Source organism: uncultured Mucilaginibacter sp. (assembly GCF_903893715.1).
Taxonomy (GTDB): Bacteria; Bacteroidota; Bacteroidia; order Sphingobacteriales; family Sphingobacteriaceae; genus Mucilaginibacter.
Map to the genome: position 1 here is coordinate 1 of NZ_CAITNG010000086.1, position 16,159 is coordinate 16,159.

Sequence of the window (16,159 nt, forward strand, 5' to 3'; positions counted from 1 at the left end):
GAGAAAGAACTTTGGGATGCTATATTGAACCTGTTAGAACCTAAAGTGACACTTGACCCTGTTGTTATAAAAGCTAATGGACCTCAATTTACTACAAAATTAACATGCTTGTAAAAGTTCGTTGCGCAACAGCCACGGCACACGCGCGCCAGCATGGGGTTAGGTCAATACCAACATTTTTGATACACTTGTTCATCTCTCAGTTATTTACGTTTGCTATTTTACACAAAAACAAAGCGGATGATGCCCTGCACCACCCGCATTCAAATTTAATTGCTATTTGACTTAAATGTTATTATTGGTTTTCAATGAGTTAAGCAAATACCAACATTTTTGATACACTACCAAGTTAGTCTATTTTTCTATAAAATTGCCACCAACATTTTTGATGCACTACCCCAGGTTGGAAAGTTTAGTTAATTACCCACAATTTTGAAACGCTCCCCGCTTTGATACATTACAGAGTATTAATACCAATTTTTTTTAATTTATTGTCCAGCGAATGAGTTCTAACAAAAAATATATATTTATTATCTGCTTTTGATGAGGCTTCTATTGTATCTACAACCAAAGTATTGGTAATGCCAAGTTTATTCCTAAATGATGGCATAATTAACTTTTGAATTTTCATATTTAAAAGCGTATTATCAATTTGCTTTTCGTTGAAAATTTCTATACGAACACCATTTAATTCATTTGAAATAAAATAGCAGGAAATAAAGTACACCATATCAAACCTTCGTACATAATCCTGAAATGTATTACCACCATATTCGCTGCCATTACTGTCTTCAAATCCCAAATTAACCCCTTCCTTCTTGCAAACAGTACGAACTGTATCTAAGTTATCGTAGATATCAAATGTAAAAGGGTAGATGCTAATTTGTTTCCTTTCACTTTTACATGAGAAAAACAGTAAACACATACATAAAACAATAGTGATTTTTGCTTTATTATTTGGAACTCGGCCTATCCACAAATAGTTGAAGTGAGTCAAAAATTCTTTGTACATTTTCATTATTGATATCAAAAAGTTTTACTTTCCCAGTTCTCAAATTATCATAATCTTTATCATTCTTATAACCATCAACTGTAGATGTTAAATGCTGAACTAATCCGTTCAAATAATCTGTAAAGCTAATAATATCTTTTGTTACAGTGTTGAAGTCAAATTTCTTACCATATTCCCTACCATAATTATTATTCAATAAATCTATTATGTTGTCTTTTATAAAATCTCCATGCTGGGTATTTATAATCCCATCTGCTTCATGATAATTCCCTGTTGTTTTTGCATCTTCCTCACCATACGCCATAGTGAGCATTGACTGCCATAATTGATGCCTAAACGTATTACCAAATCCCGCTCCAACATCCTTTGTTTTATTTCCTGTTGCATTATGTACTAATTTAGGTAAAGCATTCGGGTCATCTGTTAATTTTATTAATTCTTGGGAAAAAGTGTAGACATGTAGCGCTTCAAAATACCCCGCCCGTTCAGGCGTCCTCGCCTGAACGATTTTGAATATCAGCGTCCACGCTGATATTAATTCTTGCACCAGCTCAAGCGCCGATACAAATAATGATATTTTTAATAACTCAAATCTACCCGATATTATGAATTATATCAGTAAAGCGGTATCTTAGGCTCCAGGTTAGGTAGCCCATTTTATACATAAGGTAAATAAAAAATATCGTTTGCATGAAGATCCTGTTGGTATATCCTGAAATGTATGATTCGTTTTATGCTTTCCGGCATCTCGCTGCTTTAGTAGGTAAAAAAGCGGCATTCCCTCCGCTGGGCTTATTAACCGTTGCGGCCATGTTGCCTCAGGATTGGGAACGAAAGCTTGTCGACCTCAATGTAAAACCCTTAACCGATAAAGACATTGAATGGGCCGATATGGTTTTTCTTTCAGCCATGAACGTGCAGGAGGAATCTGTACGGAAAATTATAGCACAATGTAAGCGTAAAAATGCCACTATTGTTGCCGGCGGCCCTTTGTTTACGCACGAGCATGAGCGCTTTGAAGGCATCGATTATTTTGTTTTGAATGAGGCCGAAATTACGCTCCCGCTATTTCTTGCCGACCTGAGGGTAGGTGAGGCCAAGCCAATCTATAAAACAGCCGAGTTTGCCGATGTAAGCCTCACGCCGCTGCCGCAGATGGACTTGATCAATATGAAGGACTACCTGTACGCCATTATACAGTTTTCGCGCGGCTGCCCTTACCTGTGCGATTTTTGCGATGTAACCACACTGTACGGGCGGAAGCCGCGTACCAAGTCGGCCGAACAGGTTATCGCGGAGTTAGAGCTGATCAATAAAGCCGGCGAAACGCAGAACGTGCTCTTTGCCGATGATAACCTCATTGGTAATAAAAAAATACTGAAGTCGGAATTGCTCCCGGCATTGATCGATTGGCAATACAAAACCAACCCGGGCCTGTATTTTATAACACAACTCACTATTAACCTTGCGGACGATGATGAAATGATGCGGCTGCTGCTTGAGGCTAAATTCAGGAACGTATTTATCGGCATCGAGACCCCGGAGGCAGATAGCTTAAAAGCTTCGCTAAAAAATCAAAACCTGAAGCGCGACATATTGGGCAACATCCATAAGTTGCACCAGGAAGGCTTTACTATTATGGGCGGGTTTATTGTTGGCTTTGATACGGATAAGGAGAATAGCTTTAAAAATATAGTTGATTTTATACAGGAAAGCGGCATCCCGATCCCTATTGTGAATGTATTAAAAGCGCCGCCGGGTACTGCGTTGTTCGACAGGATGAAGCGCGAAAACAGGCTCTCCCGGCATTTTACCTTTTCGGAAGGGGAAACAAACATCATACCCATGATGGGGGCCGAACGTTTAAAAAATGGTTTTTTAGAGGTAGTTTCGAGTATTTATCCTCCCGAACATTCCTATAAAAGGGTTAAAACCTTTCTGAGCATGCACGAGTTTCCCAAAAATGGCGGCGTTAAAACAAAAGAAAAATATACCGCGTTGCAACTATACCATTTTATAAAAGCGATTATAAAACTGGCTGTGTTGGATAAAGACAGCAGGCATTACCGGGATCTGTTGTTGTGGACATATAAAAACAAACGAAACCATCTCTCATTAGCCTTCATGTACGGAATGATGCTTTATCAATTGCGGGAAAACTACAATCAAATTGTGACCACGCTTTCGAAACCGGTTGATGAATACGAATTACACCCTCAAACGCCGCTTTTAGCAGAAGTTGGTTGAGGAGTTGTCTGCAGCGGCCTCCCCTCAGCTTATGGTCGGTGTTATCACCGCACCATGTATAAGTTTTGTGGTACGTTGATAAGACCGGCAGTAGGCTAAAGTTTTAACAAATACTGTTTGATATGAAATTAATCCTGGAAAAATTTAATGTGAAAGTTAAATATTCCATTGAAATGCGAACAAACCTTGAAACTGATGTTTTGAGAAAGAATATTCTGCAAGAGTTAAGGCAACTGGACTATAACATTATCGCTGAATCTGACAGTTTGATTGAGTTTGACAACGACAATGGACGATTACTAAGTTCTCGATTAAAAGATTTTACAAGATTACCCGATTCAAGAATTGATATAGTTAATATAAATGGAACGCGATTCGTTAATATTTCTTATACTATTTCGATAACGGGAGATATCATTGTAATCGCATTTACTTTGTTGGTGGCATCTATATTTACCTATTTTTATTTTATAGGCACTGTACTGTTTTTATTGCAATTATTAGTTAAGGCAATTATGGTAAATGGTTTGGGGATTGAGTTGTTAACTTTGGCTCTCCGTGTGCCCACGCCCGTTCAGGCTTCTCCGCCTGAATGAAGTTGTATCGTTACGTCGATGCTATGATTTTTGCTGTTTCTTCACTTTTGAACTGCTGTTGCTTTTCAATTGTGATACTTGTTTCCGCATTTGAGTTAAGGAAACGTTGGACTTTTTGGAGGTCACTTGCCTGGTCATTTGGTCCATCTCCCGCCCGTTCAGGCGTCCACGCCTGAATGACGATGAATAGCAGCGTCCACGCTGATGTCGGTTTCCGTGAGCGTGGACGCTCACGATCTTTTACAGTTAAGCGTGGACGCTTAACTGGGCGATAGTTCGTCCTAACCTAAAATGTATTAAGCTTTTAGCTTTATGCTTTCAGCTTTTAGCTCACCCTACACCATATACTCAAACAAAGTCAAATCATGGTTCAACTCCTTCACTTCAAACTTATACTCTTCCATACGCGCCATCAGTAAAGGGTAATCCGAAGCGTTTTTGAGTTCGATGCCAACTAAGGCCGGGCCGCTTTCTCGGTTGGTTTTTTTGATAAACTCGAAACGAGTGATATCATCATCGGGGCCTAAAACGTTGGTCACAAACAGTTTGAGCGAGCCGGGCTTTTGCGGGAAACGCACCACAAAGTAATGCTTCAGGCCTTCATACAGCAGCGAACGCTCCTTGATCTCCTGCATGCGCTCAATATCGTTATTGCCGCCGCTGATGATGCAGACCACCTTTTTGCCTTTTATTTTTTCCTTGTAAAAGTCGAGCGCGGAAACTGACAGGGCACCTGCCGGTTCCACCACAATGGCATCTTCGTTATATAGTTTCAGGATGGTGGTACATACCTTACCCTCGGGCACCAAAAGCATATCATCCAGTACGCGGCTGCACAGTTCGTAAGTAAGTGCGCCTACGCGTTTTACGGCGGCACCATCCACAAAGCGGTCAATTTCTTTCAGGGTAACGGGTTCGTGTTTTTCCATGGCCTTCACCATCGATGGCGCGCCCTGCGGCTCAACTCCGGCCAGCAGGATATTTGGATTTTTTGATTTAAGGTAGTCGCCCACCCCGGCAGATAGTCCGCCACCACCAACTGGCATCATCACCACTTCTACGTCGGGCAGGTCTTGCCATATCTCCACACCCACAGTGCCCTGACCTTCAATAATGCGCTCATTATCAAAAGGCGGGATAAAGGTCATGTTATGTGCTTTGGTATAGGCAAGGGCCTCGGCAAGGCAATCGTCAAAAGTATCGCCAACGAGGATGATCTTCACTTTACCCGCGCCAAACATTTCGGTTTGTTTTACCTTTTGGCGGGGGGTGGGTTCGGGCATAAATATCACGCCGAGGGTACCTAAAGCATTGCAGCTAAAAGCCACACCCTGCGCGTGGTTGCCAGCGCTCGCGGCAACAATGCCACGGCCCAACTCTTCGGCACTCAGCTGACTGATCATGTTATAAGCGCCGCGCAGTTTGTACGATCGTACTACCTGCAGGTCTTCGCGCTTAAAGTAAATTTCGCATTGGTATTTTTCCGACAGGCCGGCGTTGTATTCTAGCGGGGTATGTTTAACAACGTGTTTCAATCGCTGCGATGCAGCAATGTAGTGGAGTTTGTCGGCAGTCATGTTTTGTAATTTAAAAGCCGCCACCCGTTCGCGCGGGCGGCGGTTTATCCTTACAAAAGTACTTATATATTTTTAGCCAGCCAATCGCCTACTTCGCTTGTTTTGTAGGCTTTGTTTTTGCCGGCAAGGTCTTCGGTAACAATGCCTTCAGCTAATGATTTGTTTACCACGGTACGTATCAGCTCGGCTTCTTCTTTCAAGCCAAAAGCATCTTCGAACATCATGGCAGCTGATAATACAGTGGCTAATGGGTTAGCGATATCCTTACCTGCCGCCTGCGGGTACGAACCATGTATCGGCTCGAACAGCGAAGTGTGGATACCGATAGAAGCCGAGGGCATCAAACCCATCGAACCTGATATAACAGAAGCCTCATCGGTCAAAATATCGCCAAAAAGGTTTTCGGTAATCAACACATCGTAGCTGTTTGGCCATTGCACCAAACGCATCGCCACGGCATCAACAAACTCGTAAGCTACAGTAACTTCCGGGTAATCCTTTTCCATATCCTGCACAGTTTCGCGCCATAAGCGTGAGGTTTCCAATACGTTGGCTTTATCGACACAGCATAAACGTTTGCCGCGGGTCATCGCCATCTCAAAACCTAATTTAGCCAAACGCTGAACTTCGGCACGTGTATACGTACAGGTATCAAAAGCGGTGTTACCATCATCAAGGCGACCACGTTCACCAAAATAGATACCACCAGTCAATTCACGCAAGATGATCAGGTCAGTACCCTCGATACGTTCGCGCTTTAGCGGAGAATTGTCTATCAACGATGGAAAAGTAAAAGTAGGCCTCACATTCGCGAAAAGGCCCAGTTTCTTACGCATTTTCAGCAAACCCTGCTCCGGGCGAACAGTGGCTTTAGGGTCGTTATCAAAACGCGGATGGCCGATTGCGCCAAACAATACGGCATCAGCAGCCATGCAAACTTCGTGGGTCGAGTCGGGGTAAGGTTCGCCAACGGCATCAATAGCAGCGGCGCCGGTAAGGGCTGCGGTCCATACAATCTCATGGTTAAACTTTTTTGCGACAGCGTTCGAAACTTTAACGGCCTGGTCTATAACCTCGGGGCCAATCCCGTCTCCTGCCAAAAGGGCGATATTCAATTTCATTTTGTTTTTTTGTTTTTGTGATTTCACTGATTATTAGTGATTTCACCGATTTATGTTTCTTTGTTGTTATTCTATTTTTTACGCTTTGCGCTAAGCGCCATGCGCCTTGCTATATTATGTTCAGCATCTTCTGCGTAGCCTTAATAGCACAAACCGTTTGGTCAGAGTCCAGCCCGCGGGTAATAAATTTCTTTTGGTCGGTTTCCCAGGTGATGATGGTTTCGCAAAGTGCGTCGCTGCTGCTGCCCGGTGCTATACGTACCGCATAGTCGATGAGCTTTGGCAAGCGGCGTTTCTTTTTGTTGTACACCTTGGTCAGCGCGTTCATAAAGGCATCAAACTGGCCGTCGCCCTGGGCGTTTTCTTCAAATTCCTCGCCATCTATGGTTACCGAAATGGTTGCCGAAGGGCGCAGACCCATTGCGTTCATCAACACATACGAGCCGACGATAACTTTTTGCTCGTACAGGCTGCTGTCCAGCACGTCGGATATGATGTAGGGCAGGTCTTCCTTGGTTACAGTTTCTTTTCTGTCGCCCAGTTCAATTACCCGTTGGGTAACTTTTTTCAGGTCGGCATCGTTGAGCTTTAAACCCAGTTCCTGCAGGTTTTTTTCGATATTGGCTTTGCCCGATGTTTTGCCGAGTGCATACTCGCGCTTGCGGCCAAAACGCTCGGGGAGCAGGTCGTTAAAGTACAGGTTGTTCTTGTTATCGCCATCGGCGTGTATACCTGCGGTTTGGGTAAACACGTTTTCGCCAACAATAGGTTTATTGGTAGGTATACGTACCCCCGAGAAGGTCTCCACCAGTTTACTTACTTTATAAATAGACGATTCTTTGAGTTTGATATCCACCTCGGGGGCAAAATCTTTTATCACGGCTACCGCGCTGGCCAAGGCGGCGTTACCTGCCCGCTCGCCCATACCGTTAACGGTCAGGTGCAAACCATCAATTCCGGCACGGACAGCTTCTAAAACATTAGCCGTTCCCAGGTCGTAATCATTATGCGCATGGAAATCAAAATGTAGTTTTGGATATTTTGCTTTTATCTCCGACAAATACTTGAACGTTTCCGCAGGCGTCAAAACACCCAGCGTATCGGGCAGTAAGATGCGTTTCACTTTTTGTCCCGAAAGGAAATCAAGATACTGATACACGTACTCCGGCGAGTTGCGCATACCATTGCTCCAATCTTCCAAATAAACATTGGTGCTGATGCCTTTGCTTGCCGCGAGTTTGATAATGTGTTTTATTTCGGCGAAATGCTGCTCCGGTGTTTTCTTCAGCTGGTGCGTCAGGTGGTTCATCGAACCTTTGGTTAACAAATTCTGCAACTTAACACCAGAGTTTACCATCCAATCAATCGATACCCCGTTATCTACAAACGACAGCACTTCGATGCGTTCGGCGTAACCATGCTCATGCGCCCAGGTCAATATCGCTTTAACCGCGCTGAACTCCCCGTCCGACACACGTGCCGAGGCGATCTCCACACGGTCCACGTGCAGTTCTTCCAATAACAATTGAGTAATGGTCAGCTTTTCTGAAACAGAAAACGATACGCCAGAGGTTTGCTCCCCGTCGCGCAGCGTGGTATCCATTATCTCTATTTTCCTTTTTTCCATTGTCCCATAAGGGTGTTTTACACGGTTTAGTGCTAATGTGGTTATAGCCACGAAGGCACAAAGGCACTAATTTTTTGTGTCTTCGTGCCTTTGTGGCAAATAGTCTTAAAGCGGCAATTGCGCCGCAAACTCTTCTATTTCTCCCTTTATGCTTTGCAGGTAATCAATATCATCAAAACCATTGATCATGTTGTCCTTTTTGTACGGACTGATGTCGAATTTCTCGCTCTCGCCGGTTGGTACCAAAGTGATGGTTTGCGCCGGAAGGTTGATCTCCAGTTCAGTTTTAGGGTCGGCATGTATAGCCGCGAATATCTTGTCGGCAAACTCAGGGCTAACTTGTACCGGCAATACGCCAATGTTTAAGCAGTTGTTTTTAAAGATGTCGGCAAAAAAGCTCGATACTACGGCGCGGAAACCGTAATCGTAAACTGCCCAGGCAGCGTGCTCGCGCGATGAGCCCGAGCCAAAGTTTTTACCGCCAAGCAATATTTTACCACTGTATTTCGGGTTGTTCAACACGAAATCGGCCTTAGGGCTGTTATCCGGGTTGTAACGCCAGTCGCGGAAGAGGTTATCGCCAAAGCCAACACGCTCGGTAGCTTTTAAAAAGCGGGCCGGAATGATTTGGTCGGTATCTATGTTTTCTATCGGAAGCGGTACTGCTGTGCTTTGCAATACCGTAAATTTATCGTAAGCCATAATTTCTGTTCTTTTTAATATTTGTCAATAGTCGATGGTCCATAGTCCATGGTGAGATGAATATCCATGGTCTATCGACTATGGTCTATGGACTGTTAAACCAATTCTTCAATTAACGTCCTCGGATCAGTAACCACACCGGTAACGGCAGCCGCGGCGGCAACCAGCGGACTGGCCAGCATGGTGCGTGCACCGGGGCCCTGGCGCCCTTCAAAGTTACGGTTTGAGGTACTTACCGCGTATTTACCTGCGGGAACCTTATCGTCGTTCATGGCCAAACAAGCGGAACAGCCTGGTTGACGCAATACGAAACCGGCTTCGGTCAGGATGTCCAACAAACCTTCTTCTTTTATCTGCGCCTCCACAATATGCGATCCGGGTACTAACCAGGCAGTAACGTTATCGGCTTTGTGTTTGCCTTTTACCAGGGAGGTAAACGCACGGAAATCTTCGATGCGGCCATTGGTACAACTGCCCACAAATACAAAATCAACCGGCTTGCCTATCATGTGATCGCCTTCGGAGAAGCCCATGTATTTTAACGATTTCTCGTAAGTAGCGGCACCGCCTTCCACATCAGCAGCATCAGGAATATCTTTCGAAATGCCCATGCCCATACCCGGGTTGGTACCGTAGGTGATCATCGGTTCAATTTTCGAACCATCAAAAGTCAACTCTTTATCAAAAACAGCATCAGGGTCGCTTTTTAGGGTTTTGTAATAAGCTAAGGCTTTATCCCATGCTTCGCCTTTAGGGCTAAACTCGCGGCCTTTAACATAGTTGATGGTGGTTTCGTCGGGTGCTATCATGCCGCCACGTGCGCCCATCTCGATACTAAGATTACAAACCGTCATACGGCCTTCCATGCTCATGTTTTCGAACACATCGCCCGCGTACTCCACAAAATAACCTGTAGCGCCCGAGGTAGTCAATTGAGAGATAATGAATAGCGCCACATCTTTCGGGGTAACGCCAAAGCCTAATTTACCGTTCACATTGATGCGCATTTTTTTAGGTTTTGGCTGCATGATGCATTGCGTGGCCAAAACCATTTCCACTTCGGATGTGCCGATACCAAAAGCAATGGCACCGAAGGCGCCGTGCGTTGAAGTATGCGAGTCGCCGCAAACAATGGTGGCGCCGGGTTGGGTAATGCCATACTCAGGACCTACCACGTGAACGATTCCATTTTTTTGATGGCCCAAACCCCAATGGCTTATGCCGTATTCATGAGAGTTGGTCTCCAAGGCTTGTAGCTGGTTGGCCGAAAGCGGATCGGCAACGGGTAAATGCTGGTTGATGGTAGGGGTGTTATGATCAGCCGTGGCGAAGGTACGATTGGGGTATAAAACACCAATATTCCTGCTTTTTAAACCTAAAAAGGCTACCGGGCTGGTCACCTCATGTATCAGGTGCCTGTCGATAAAAAGGACATCGGGGCCGCCTTCAATTTTGCGTACCACGTGCTTGTCCCACACTTTATCAAATAATGTTTTGCTCATTTTATTATTGCTGATTGTGTATATGTACTATTCTTTGTGATGATTATGCCATTTGTTTAATGCCGACCATCAGGGCGGTCAAATCGTTATCATCAATATCTAATTTGCTATCGGCCAGTACCAGGAAACGGGTGTAAGCATTGGCCAGCTCTTGTTTATCTAAATTATAACCTAAGCGCTCCAAATGGAACTTTAGGGCATGCCTGCCACTGCGCGCGGTAAGCACGATGGTAGCGCTTGGGAAACCAACGTCTTCAGGACGGATAATTTCATAATTCTCGCGGTTCTTCAGGAAACCATCCTGGTGTATGCCCGAGCTATGCGCAAAAGCATTGCTGCCCACAATGGCTTTATTGGGCTGTACCGGCATGCGCATTTGGGTGCTTACCATGCGGCTCAGTTCGTAAAAGTTTTTAGTGTTGATATTGGTATGGAGGCCTAAAATAGGGTGCGTTTTCAGGATCATCACCACTTCTTCTATCGAAGTGTTACCTGCACGTTCGCCGATACCGTTGATGGTGCCTTCTATTTGGCGGGCACCGTTTTGCAGGCCTAATATCGAGTTGGCGGTGGCCAGGCCGAGGTCGTTATGGCAATGAACCGAGATAATTGCCTTGTCGATATTTTTAACGTTTTCCTTGAGGAATTTTATTTTTTCGCCGTATTGGTCGGGCAGGCAGTAGCCGTTGGTGTCGGGGATATTGACAACGGTGGCGCCTGCCGCGATGACCGCCTCTATCATTTGGGCTAAAAAGCGGATATCCGCACGGCCTGCATCTTCGGCGTAAAATTCTATGTCTTCGACGGATTTCTTCGCGTATTTCACCGCCTCAACGGCGCGCTCCAATATCTCTTCGCGGGTGCTGTTAAACTTGGTTTTGATGTGCATATCCGATGAACCAATGCCCGTATGGATACGCGGATGCTTGGCATAGGCCAAAGCCTCCACAGCGGCATCAATATCGCCTTTGTTGGCACGGGTCAATGCGCAAACAGTTGGGTTTTTAACGGCTTTTGATATCTCCACCACGCTTTGGAAATCGCCCGGGCTCGATACCGGGAAACCGGCTTCAATTATGTCGACGCCCAAAGCTTCCAGTTCGTGGGCTATTTCTATTTTTTCGGGGGTTGTCAATTGGCAGCCCGGTACCTGCTCGCCATCGCGAAGCGTGGTATCAAAAACATAAACGCGGTTTGGATCGTGTAACATAGTTTTTCCTTTAAAATTTTATTTATCGTAAGTGGTTTTTGAGTTGATTAGGTGAGCAGGTGTTTTTACCATCCATTCACTAAATCCACTTAATTAACCATTCACCTCTGCATTAATCAATCATTCACTGCTTCACCGCAATGAAGCGCAATCTTTTATAATCCGAATACCAAATCCCCTTTTTATAATACAACGGGCGCAGTATTTCAGTAATTTCTTTCAGCATTTGCTGTTTTGTATCCGAAGGCACACCTTCGAAATATTGTTCGCCAAACATGGCAATCCATTTTGTTACACTTTGCTCGCCATCCTGCAGGGCAGTAGGACGGTCAAAATGCACGGCGAACGTTACGCGAAAACCATGGCTTTCCAACTCGCTGGTATATTCACCCAGGCTTGGGAAACGCCATATTTCGGTTTCGGCCTGTTTGCTGTAGCCGTGTTTAAGCAGTACCTGTTTGGTAGCTGCTATCAATTGCTGCACATTACCTTTGCCACCCATTTCGGCCACAAAACGACCGCCGGGTTTTAAACTATGGTAAACGCATTTTATCATGGCATCGTGGTTTTTTACCCAATGCAATGCCGCATTGCTGAATACGGCATCAAAAGGCTCAGTAAAACTGAACCTTGATGCATCGGCAACACTAAACGATACTTCGGGATGGCTTTGCTTCGCCTTCTGTATCATTTCGGGCGAGTAATCGATACCTGCCACATCGGCACCCAAATCGGCGATTTGCTGCGTGAGGTAACCGGTACCACAACCCAAATCAAGGATACGCTCGCCGGGTTGTACACCCAGCAATTCCAAAACACTCTCGCCGTATTGGTATACGAAAGCATGTTTTTGGTCATATAGTTCAGCGTTCCATTTCATTGTTTGTTTTCACCGATTTAATTCAATTTCACCGATTTTTTTTTAATAGCGATGGGTTTCAAACCCATCGCTATGGTAATATTGAGCAGCTTTCTGCTTTTAGCTTTAAGCTTCCAGCTTTTTCTATGCTTCTACCGGCTGGTTCTCAGGGCGTAAACTGCGTACAGTTTTGCCTGCCTGCCATAATTCGCTTTCGCGGAGTTCGGCTAATTCGGCATCCAGTTTTACACGATAATCCGGTTGGCTGTTCAGGTCGATAGAACGTTGCGATTCTTTACCTGTGGCAACACTTTTGTACAATTCCTCAAATACCGGTTTAGTAGCATCGCGGAATTTTTTCCACCAATCCAAAGCACCACGTTGCGCGGTGGTTGAGCAATTGGCATACATCCAATCCATGCCATTTTCGGCAACCAAAGGCATTAACGATTGTGTTAATTCTTCAACAGTTTCGTTGAAAGCTTCTGAAGGTGAGTGGCCATTGGCGCGCAATACATCGTACTGTGCGGCAAAAATACCCTGGATACATCCCATCAATGTACCACGTTCGCCGGTTAAATCGCTGTATACTTCTTTTTTAAAGTTGGTTTCGAACAGGTAACCGCTGCCTACAGCAATACCCAAAGCGATAACGCGCTCGAAAGCTTTACCTGTAGCGTCCTGGAAAATGGCGTAGCTTGAATTTAAACCACGACCTTGCAGGAACATACGGCGCAATGAAGTACCCGAACCTTTAGGGGCAACCAAAAATACGTCCACATCGGCAGGAGGCACGATGCCTGTTTGCTCTTTAAAGGTGATACCGAAACCGTGAGAGAAATACAATGCTTTGCCCGGGGTTAGGTGTTTTTTAACGGTTGGCCATAAAGCAATCTGTGCAGCATCGCTTAACAGGTAGCAAATGATGGTTCCTTTTTCTAATGCTTCTTCAATTTCGAAAAGCGTTACGCCCGGTACAAACCCGTCGCGCACTGCCTTATCCCACGATTTTGAATCTTTACGCTGACCAACAATTACGTTGATACCGTTGTCTTTTTGGTTTAACGCCTGACCGGGGCCCTGAACGCCGTATCCGATAACCGCTACAGTTTCATTTTTTAATACTTGCTGCGCTTTAGCTAAAGGGAACTCTTCGCGGGTTACTACATTCTCTTCAGTGCCGCCGAAATTTAGTTTTGCCATTTTGTTTGTTTTTAATTTTTGATTTTACCGATGCTTTTTGATTTCACCGATTATTGTTGTTATTGATTTGATTTATATTGATTACTCTCTTAATTCTTGACTCTTGATTCTCACATCGTAAACACCTTCTGCCCCTGGCCCAGGTATTCGTTTTCCATTACATCCTCACCCGGTTCAAGGCGCTCAAATTCGCGCAGTTTGCGGTTAAAGCCATCGCTGTCTTTAATGATGGCGATGCGGGCGCTGCGAACAAATTCAATCAGTCCGTAGGGTTGAAGGATAGCTACAAGGGCGTCGGTTTCTTCGCGGTGGCCGGTGGTTTCGAATATGGTATAGTCCTTACGGATAACCACAGCACGGGCGCCATTTTCGCGCAACAGGCGCTCAACGCTTACCTTTTCGGCGATGATATCAGTCGATACTTTGTATAGGGCCATTTCCTGCCAAATCACATCGGCATTGGTGTGGTAATATACTTTTAAAACCTCCACCTGTTTTTCTATCTGGCGGCAAACTTTACGCACCACGTCTTCCGTTTCGGTGATGACGATATTGAAACGGTGGATACTGTCGACCTCGGAAGGTGAAGTGTTCAGGCTGTCGATATTTATTTTGCGGCGGGTAAATATAATGGCGATGCGGTTCAGCAAACCGATCTGGTTCTCGGTATATACCGTGATGTTATATTCCTGCTTATCTGTTAATTCACTCATGATCTTTCTTCTTGATTCTTGACTCTATTTCAACCTGATCTCGCTTACACTACATCCCTGTGGTACCATCGGGAATACATTGTTTTCTTTGGTTACCATTACTTCCAACAGGAAAGAACCTTTACAATCCAGCATTTCTTTCAATGCGCCGGGCAGGTCTGCGCGTTCGCTGATGGTTTTACCCGGGATGCCGTACGCACTCGCAAGTGTTACAAAATTCGGGCTCTGGATATCGACAAATGAGTAACGTTTCTCGTTAAACAGCTCCTGCCATTGGCGAACCATGCCGAGGAAACGGTTATTCAAAATAATGATCTTTACGTTGATGCCTGTTTGCATAATGGTGCCCAGTTCCTGGCAGGTCATCTGGAAACCACCATCGCCGATGATGGCGACAACTTCGCGGTCGGGTGTGCCAAACTTAGCGCCGATGGCGGCAGGCAGGGCAAAGCCCATGGTACCTAAACCGCCGCTGGTAACATTGCTGCGGGTTTTATTGAAGATAGCATACCTACAGGCCACCATTTGGTGCTGACCTACGTCGGTAACAATAACTGCCTCGCCTAAAGTCAGGTCGTTTAGTTGTTTGATTACCTCGCCCATGGTCATTTCGCCCGAGGTTGGGTTCAGTTCTTTTTCGATAACGGCTTCAACTTCCTGGCGGGTATAGTCGTTAAACTTGGCCAGCCATGCGGTATGTTGTTTTTCTTCGACCAATGCAGTAAGTAATGGCAAAGTCTCTTTACAATCGCCCCAAACAGGTACGGTCGATTTTACGTTCTTATCGATCTCGGCAGGGTCGATATCCAAATGGACAACCTGGGCTTGTTTGGCGTATTTATCTAAACGGCCGGTTACACGGTCGTCAAAACGCATCCCTATCGCGATGAGTACGTCGCATTCGTTGGTTAATACGTTTGGCCCATAGTTACCATGCATACCCAACATGCCTACATTTAGAGGGTGGCCGGTAGGCAAAGCGCCAGCGCCCAAAACGGTCCATGCGGCGGGGATACCGCTTTTTTCGACAAATGTTTTGAACTCCTGTTCGGCACTGCCCAATATCACACCTTGTCCGAATAAGATAAATGGCTTTTTAGCCTGATTGATCAATGCGGCTGCCTGCTCAACGTAAGAATGCCTAACTACCGGTTTTGGTTTATAACTGCGGATGTGATGGCATGGGGTATACCCTTCAAAATCGAATTTCTGTATCTGGGCGTTTTTGGTGATGTCGATTAATACCGGTCCCGGGCGGCCGCTTTTCGCAATGTAGAACGCTTTGGCGATAGCCTCAGGTATCTCACGTGCATCAGTTACCTGGTAGTTCCATTTGGTAACCGGGGTAGTGATGTTGATGACGTCGGTTTCCTGGAAAGCATCGGTACCTAAAAGGTGCGCGAATACCTGACCGGTGATACATACCAAGGGAGTGCTGTCTATCTGAGCATCGGCCAAGCCGGTGATCAGGTTGGTAGCGCCCGGTCCGCTTGTAGCGAAAACCACGCCCACTTTGCCAGATGAGCGCGCATAGCCCTGACCGGCGTGTATACCACCTTGTTCGTGGCGAACAAGTATGTGTTGCAATTTGTCGTTGTAATCGTAAAGGGCGTCGTATATCGGCATAATGGCACCTCCCGGGTAGCCAAAAATGGTTTCAACGCCTTCTGTTATCAGTGCTTCCAATAATGCCACCGAGCCGGTAACTTCTACAGTTTCCTTCTTCGGGGTTTCCATTGTTATTTCCTGTGTAACTTCCATATTTTTATATTTCGGATATCGAATGTTCG

The 16,159-nt window shown here is 45.3% G+C and carries 14 protein-coding genes; 2 read left to right on the forward strand and 12 right to left on the reverse strand.

The genetic code is table 11. The features are described from left to right. Window positions 1-457: 457 nt before the first annotated feature. Window positions 458-979: a hypothetical protein gene (locus QZX97_RS09955; protein WP_295664618.1), complete on the reverse strand. Its 522-nt coding sequence runs from the start codon at window positions 977-979 to the stop codon at window positions 458-460. Continuing rightward, window positions 954-1,559 carry a hypothetical protein gene (locus QZX97_RS09960; RefSeq protein WP_295653875.1) on the reverse strand — a complete coding sequence of 202 codons (606 nt, stop codon included), beginning with the start codon at window positions 1,557-1,559 and terminating at the stop codon, window positions 954-956. The genes QZX97_RS09955 and QZX97_RS09960 overlap by 26 nt, the downstream gene beginning before the upstream one ends. Before the next feature lie 143 nt (window positions 1,560-1,702). On the opposite strand from QZX97_RS09960, the gene QZX97_RS09965 reads away from it, so the two are divergent. Then, the gene (locus QZX97_RS09965) at window positions 1,703-3,259 is read left to right on the forward strand and encodes a B12-binding domain-containing radical SAM protein (protein ID WP_295653876.1); all 1,557 of its coding nucleotides are present in this window, start codon (window positions 1,703-1,705) and stop codon (window positions 3,257-3,259) included. Between the two features lie 122 nt (window positions 3,260-3,381). Continuing rightward, window positions 3,382-3,855: a hypothetical protein gene (locus tag QZX97_RS09970; protein ID WP_295653878.1), complete on the forward strand. Its 474-nt coding sequence runs from the start codon at window positions 3,382-3,384 to the stop codon at window positions 3,853-3,855. A 335-nt stretch (window positions 3,856-4,190) separates the two neighbouring features. Here QZX97_RS09970 and ilvA read toward each other — a convergent pair whose 3' ends face one another. From ilvA to ilvB, 10 genes are all read right to left on the reverse strand, one after another. Beyond that, window positions 4,191-5,432, reverse strand: a complete 1,242-nt coding sequence (gene ilvA, locus QZX97_RS09975) for a threonine ammonia-lyase IlvA (RefSeq protein WP_295653879.1) — start codon at window positions 5,430-5,432, stop codon at window positions 4,191-4,193. Between the two features lie 62 nt (window positions 5,433-5,494). Then, on the reverse strand, window positions 5,495-6,553 hold the full coding sequence (gene leuB / locus QZX97_RS09980) for a 3-isopropylmalate dehydrogenase (RefSeq protein ID WP_295653882.1): 1,059 nt from the start codon (window positions 6,551-6,553) through the stop codon (window positions 5,495-5,497). 109 nt (window positions 6,554-6,662) lie between these two features. Next, window positions 6,663-8,180, reverse strand: a complete 1,518-nt coding sequence (locus QZX97_RS09985; RefSeq protein WP_295653883.1) for an alpha-isopropylmalate synthase regulatory domain-containing protein — start codon at window positions 8,178-8,180, stop codon at window positions 6,663-6,665. A 105-nt stretch (window positions 8,181-8,285) separates the two neighbouring features. Then, window positions 8,286-8,882, reverse strand: coding sequence for a 3-isopropylmalate dehydratase small subunit (gene leuD / locus QZX97_RS09990; protein WP_295653885.1), 597 nt, complete (start codon window positions 8,880-8,882; stop codon window positions 8,286-8,288). A 95-nt stretch (window positions 8,883-8,977) separates the two neighbouring features. Next, complete coding sequence (leuC, locus tag QZX97_RS09995) at window positions 8,978-10,384, reverse strand: 3-isopropylmalate dehydratase large subunit (RefSeq protein WP_295653887.1); 1,407 nt, start codon at window positions 10,382-10,384, stop codon at window positions 8,978-8,980. Window positions 10,385-10,427: 43 nt separating this feature from the next. Then, entirely contained in the window at window positions 10,428-11,594 is a 1,167-nt protein-coding gene (locus tag QZX97_RS10000) for a 2-isopropylmalate synthase (RefSeq protein ID WP_295653890.1), read from the reverse strand. Between the two features lie 124 nt (window positions 11,595-11,718). After that, complete coding sequence (locus QZX97_RS10005) at window positions 11,719-12,474, reverse strand: class I SAM-dependent methyltransferase (protein ID WP_295653892.1); 756 nt, start codon at window positions 12,472-12,474, stop codon at window positions 11,719-11,721. 123 nt (window positions 12,475-12,597) lie between these two features. After that, window positions 12,598-13,656, reverse strand: a complete 1,059-nt coding sequence (gene ilvC / locus QZX97_RS10010) for a ketol-acid reductoisomerase (RefSeq protein ID WP_295653893.1) — start codon at window positions 13,654-13,656, stop codon at window positions 12,598-12,600. 110 nt (window positions 13,657-13,766) lie between these two features. Further along, the gene (ilvN, locus tag QZX97_RS10015) at window positions 13,767-14,369 is read right to left on the reverse strand and encodes an acetolactate synthase small subunit (RefSeq protein WP_295653895.1); all 603 of its coding nucleotides are present in this window, start codon (window positions 14,367-14,369) and stop codon (window positions 13,767-13,769) included. A gap of 24 nt (window positions 14,370-14,393) precedes the next feature. Beyond that, window positions 14,394-16,130 (reverse strand): biosynthetic-type acetolactate synthase large subunit, encoded by a 1,737-nt coding sequence (ilvB, locus tag QZX97_RS10020; RefSeq protein WP_295653898.1) that lies wholly within the window; start codon window positions 16,128-16,130, stop codon window positions 14,394-14,396. Window positions 16,131-16,159 lie beyond the last annotated feature (29 nt).

What these genes read in the sequence shown, in the direction of transcription:
- QZX97_RS09965 (WP_295653876.1), top strand. Translation starts at nt 1,703, where the DNA reads ATGAAGATCCTGTTGGTATATCCTGAAATGTATGATTCGTTTTATGCT.
- QZX97_RS09970 (WP_295653878.1), top strand. Translation starts at nt 3,382, where the DNA reads ATGAAATTAATCCTGGAAAAATTTAATGTGAAAGTTAAATATTCCATT.
- ilvA (WP_295653879.1), bottom strand. Translation starts at nt 5,432, where the DNA reads ATGACTGCCGACAAACTCCACTACATTGCTGCATCGCAGCGATTGAAA.
- leuB (WP_295653882.1), bottom strand. Translation starts at nt 6,553, where the DNA reads ATGAAATTGAATATCGCCCTTTTGGCAGGAGACGGGATTGGCCCCGAG.
- QZX97_RS09985 (WP_295653883.1), bottom strand. Translation starts at nt 8,180, where the DNA reads ATGGAAAAAAGGAAAATAGAGATAATGGATACCACGCTGCGCGACGGG.
- leuD (WP_295653885.1), bottom strand. Translation starts at nt 8,882, where the DNA reads ATGGCTTACGATAAATTTACGGTATTGCAAAGCACAGCAGTACCGCTT.
- leuC (WP_295653887.1), bottom strand. Translation starts at nt 10,384, where the DNA reads ATGAGCAAAACATTATTTGATAAAGTGTGGGACAAGCACGTGGTACGC.
- QZX97_RS10000 (WP_295653890.1), bottom strand. Translation starts at nt 11,594, where the DNA reads ATGTTACACGATCCAAACCGCGTTTATGTTTTTGATACCACGCTTCGC.
- QZX97_RS10005 (WP_295653892.1), bottom strand. Translation starts at nt 12,474, where the DNA reads ATGAAATGGAACGCTGAACTATATGACCAAAAACATGCTTTCGTATAC.
- ilvC (WP_295653893.1), bottom strand. Translation starts at nt 13,656, where the DNA reads ATGGCAAAACTAAATTTCGGCGGCACTGAAGAGAATGTAGTAACCCGC.
- ilvN (WP_295653895.1), bottom strand. Translation starts at nt 14,369, where the DNA reads ATGAGTGAATTAACAGATAAGCAGGAATATAACATCACGGTATATACC.
- ilvB (WP_295653898.1), bottom strand. Translation starts at nt 16,130, where the DNA reads ATGGAAGTTACACAGGAAATAACAATGGAAACCCCGAAGAAGGAAACT.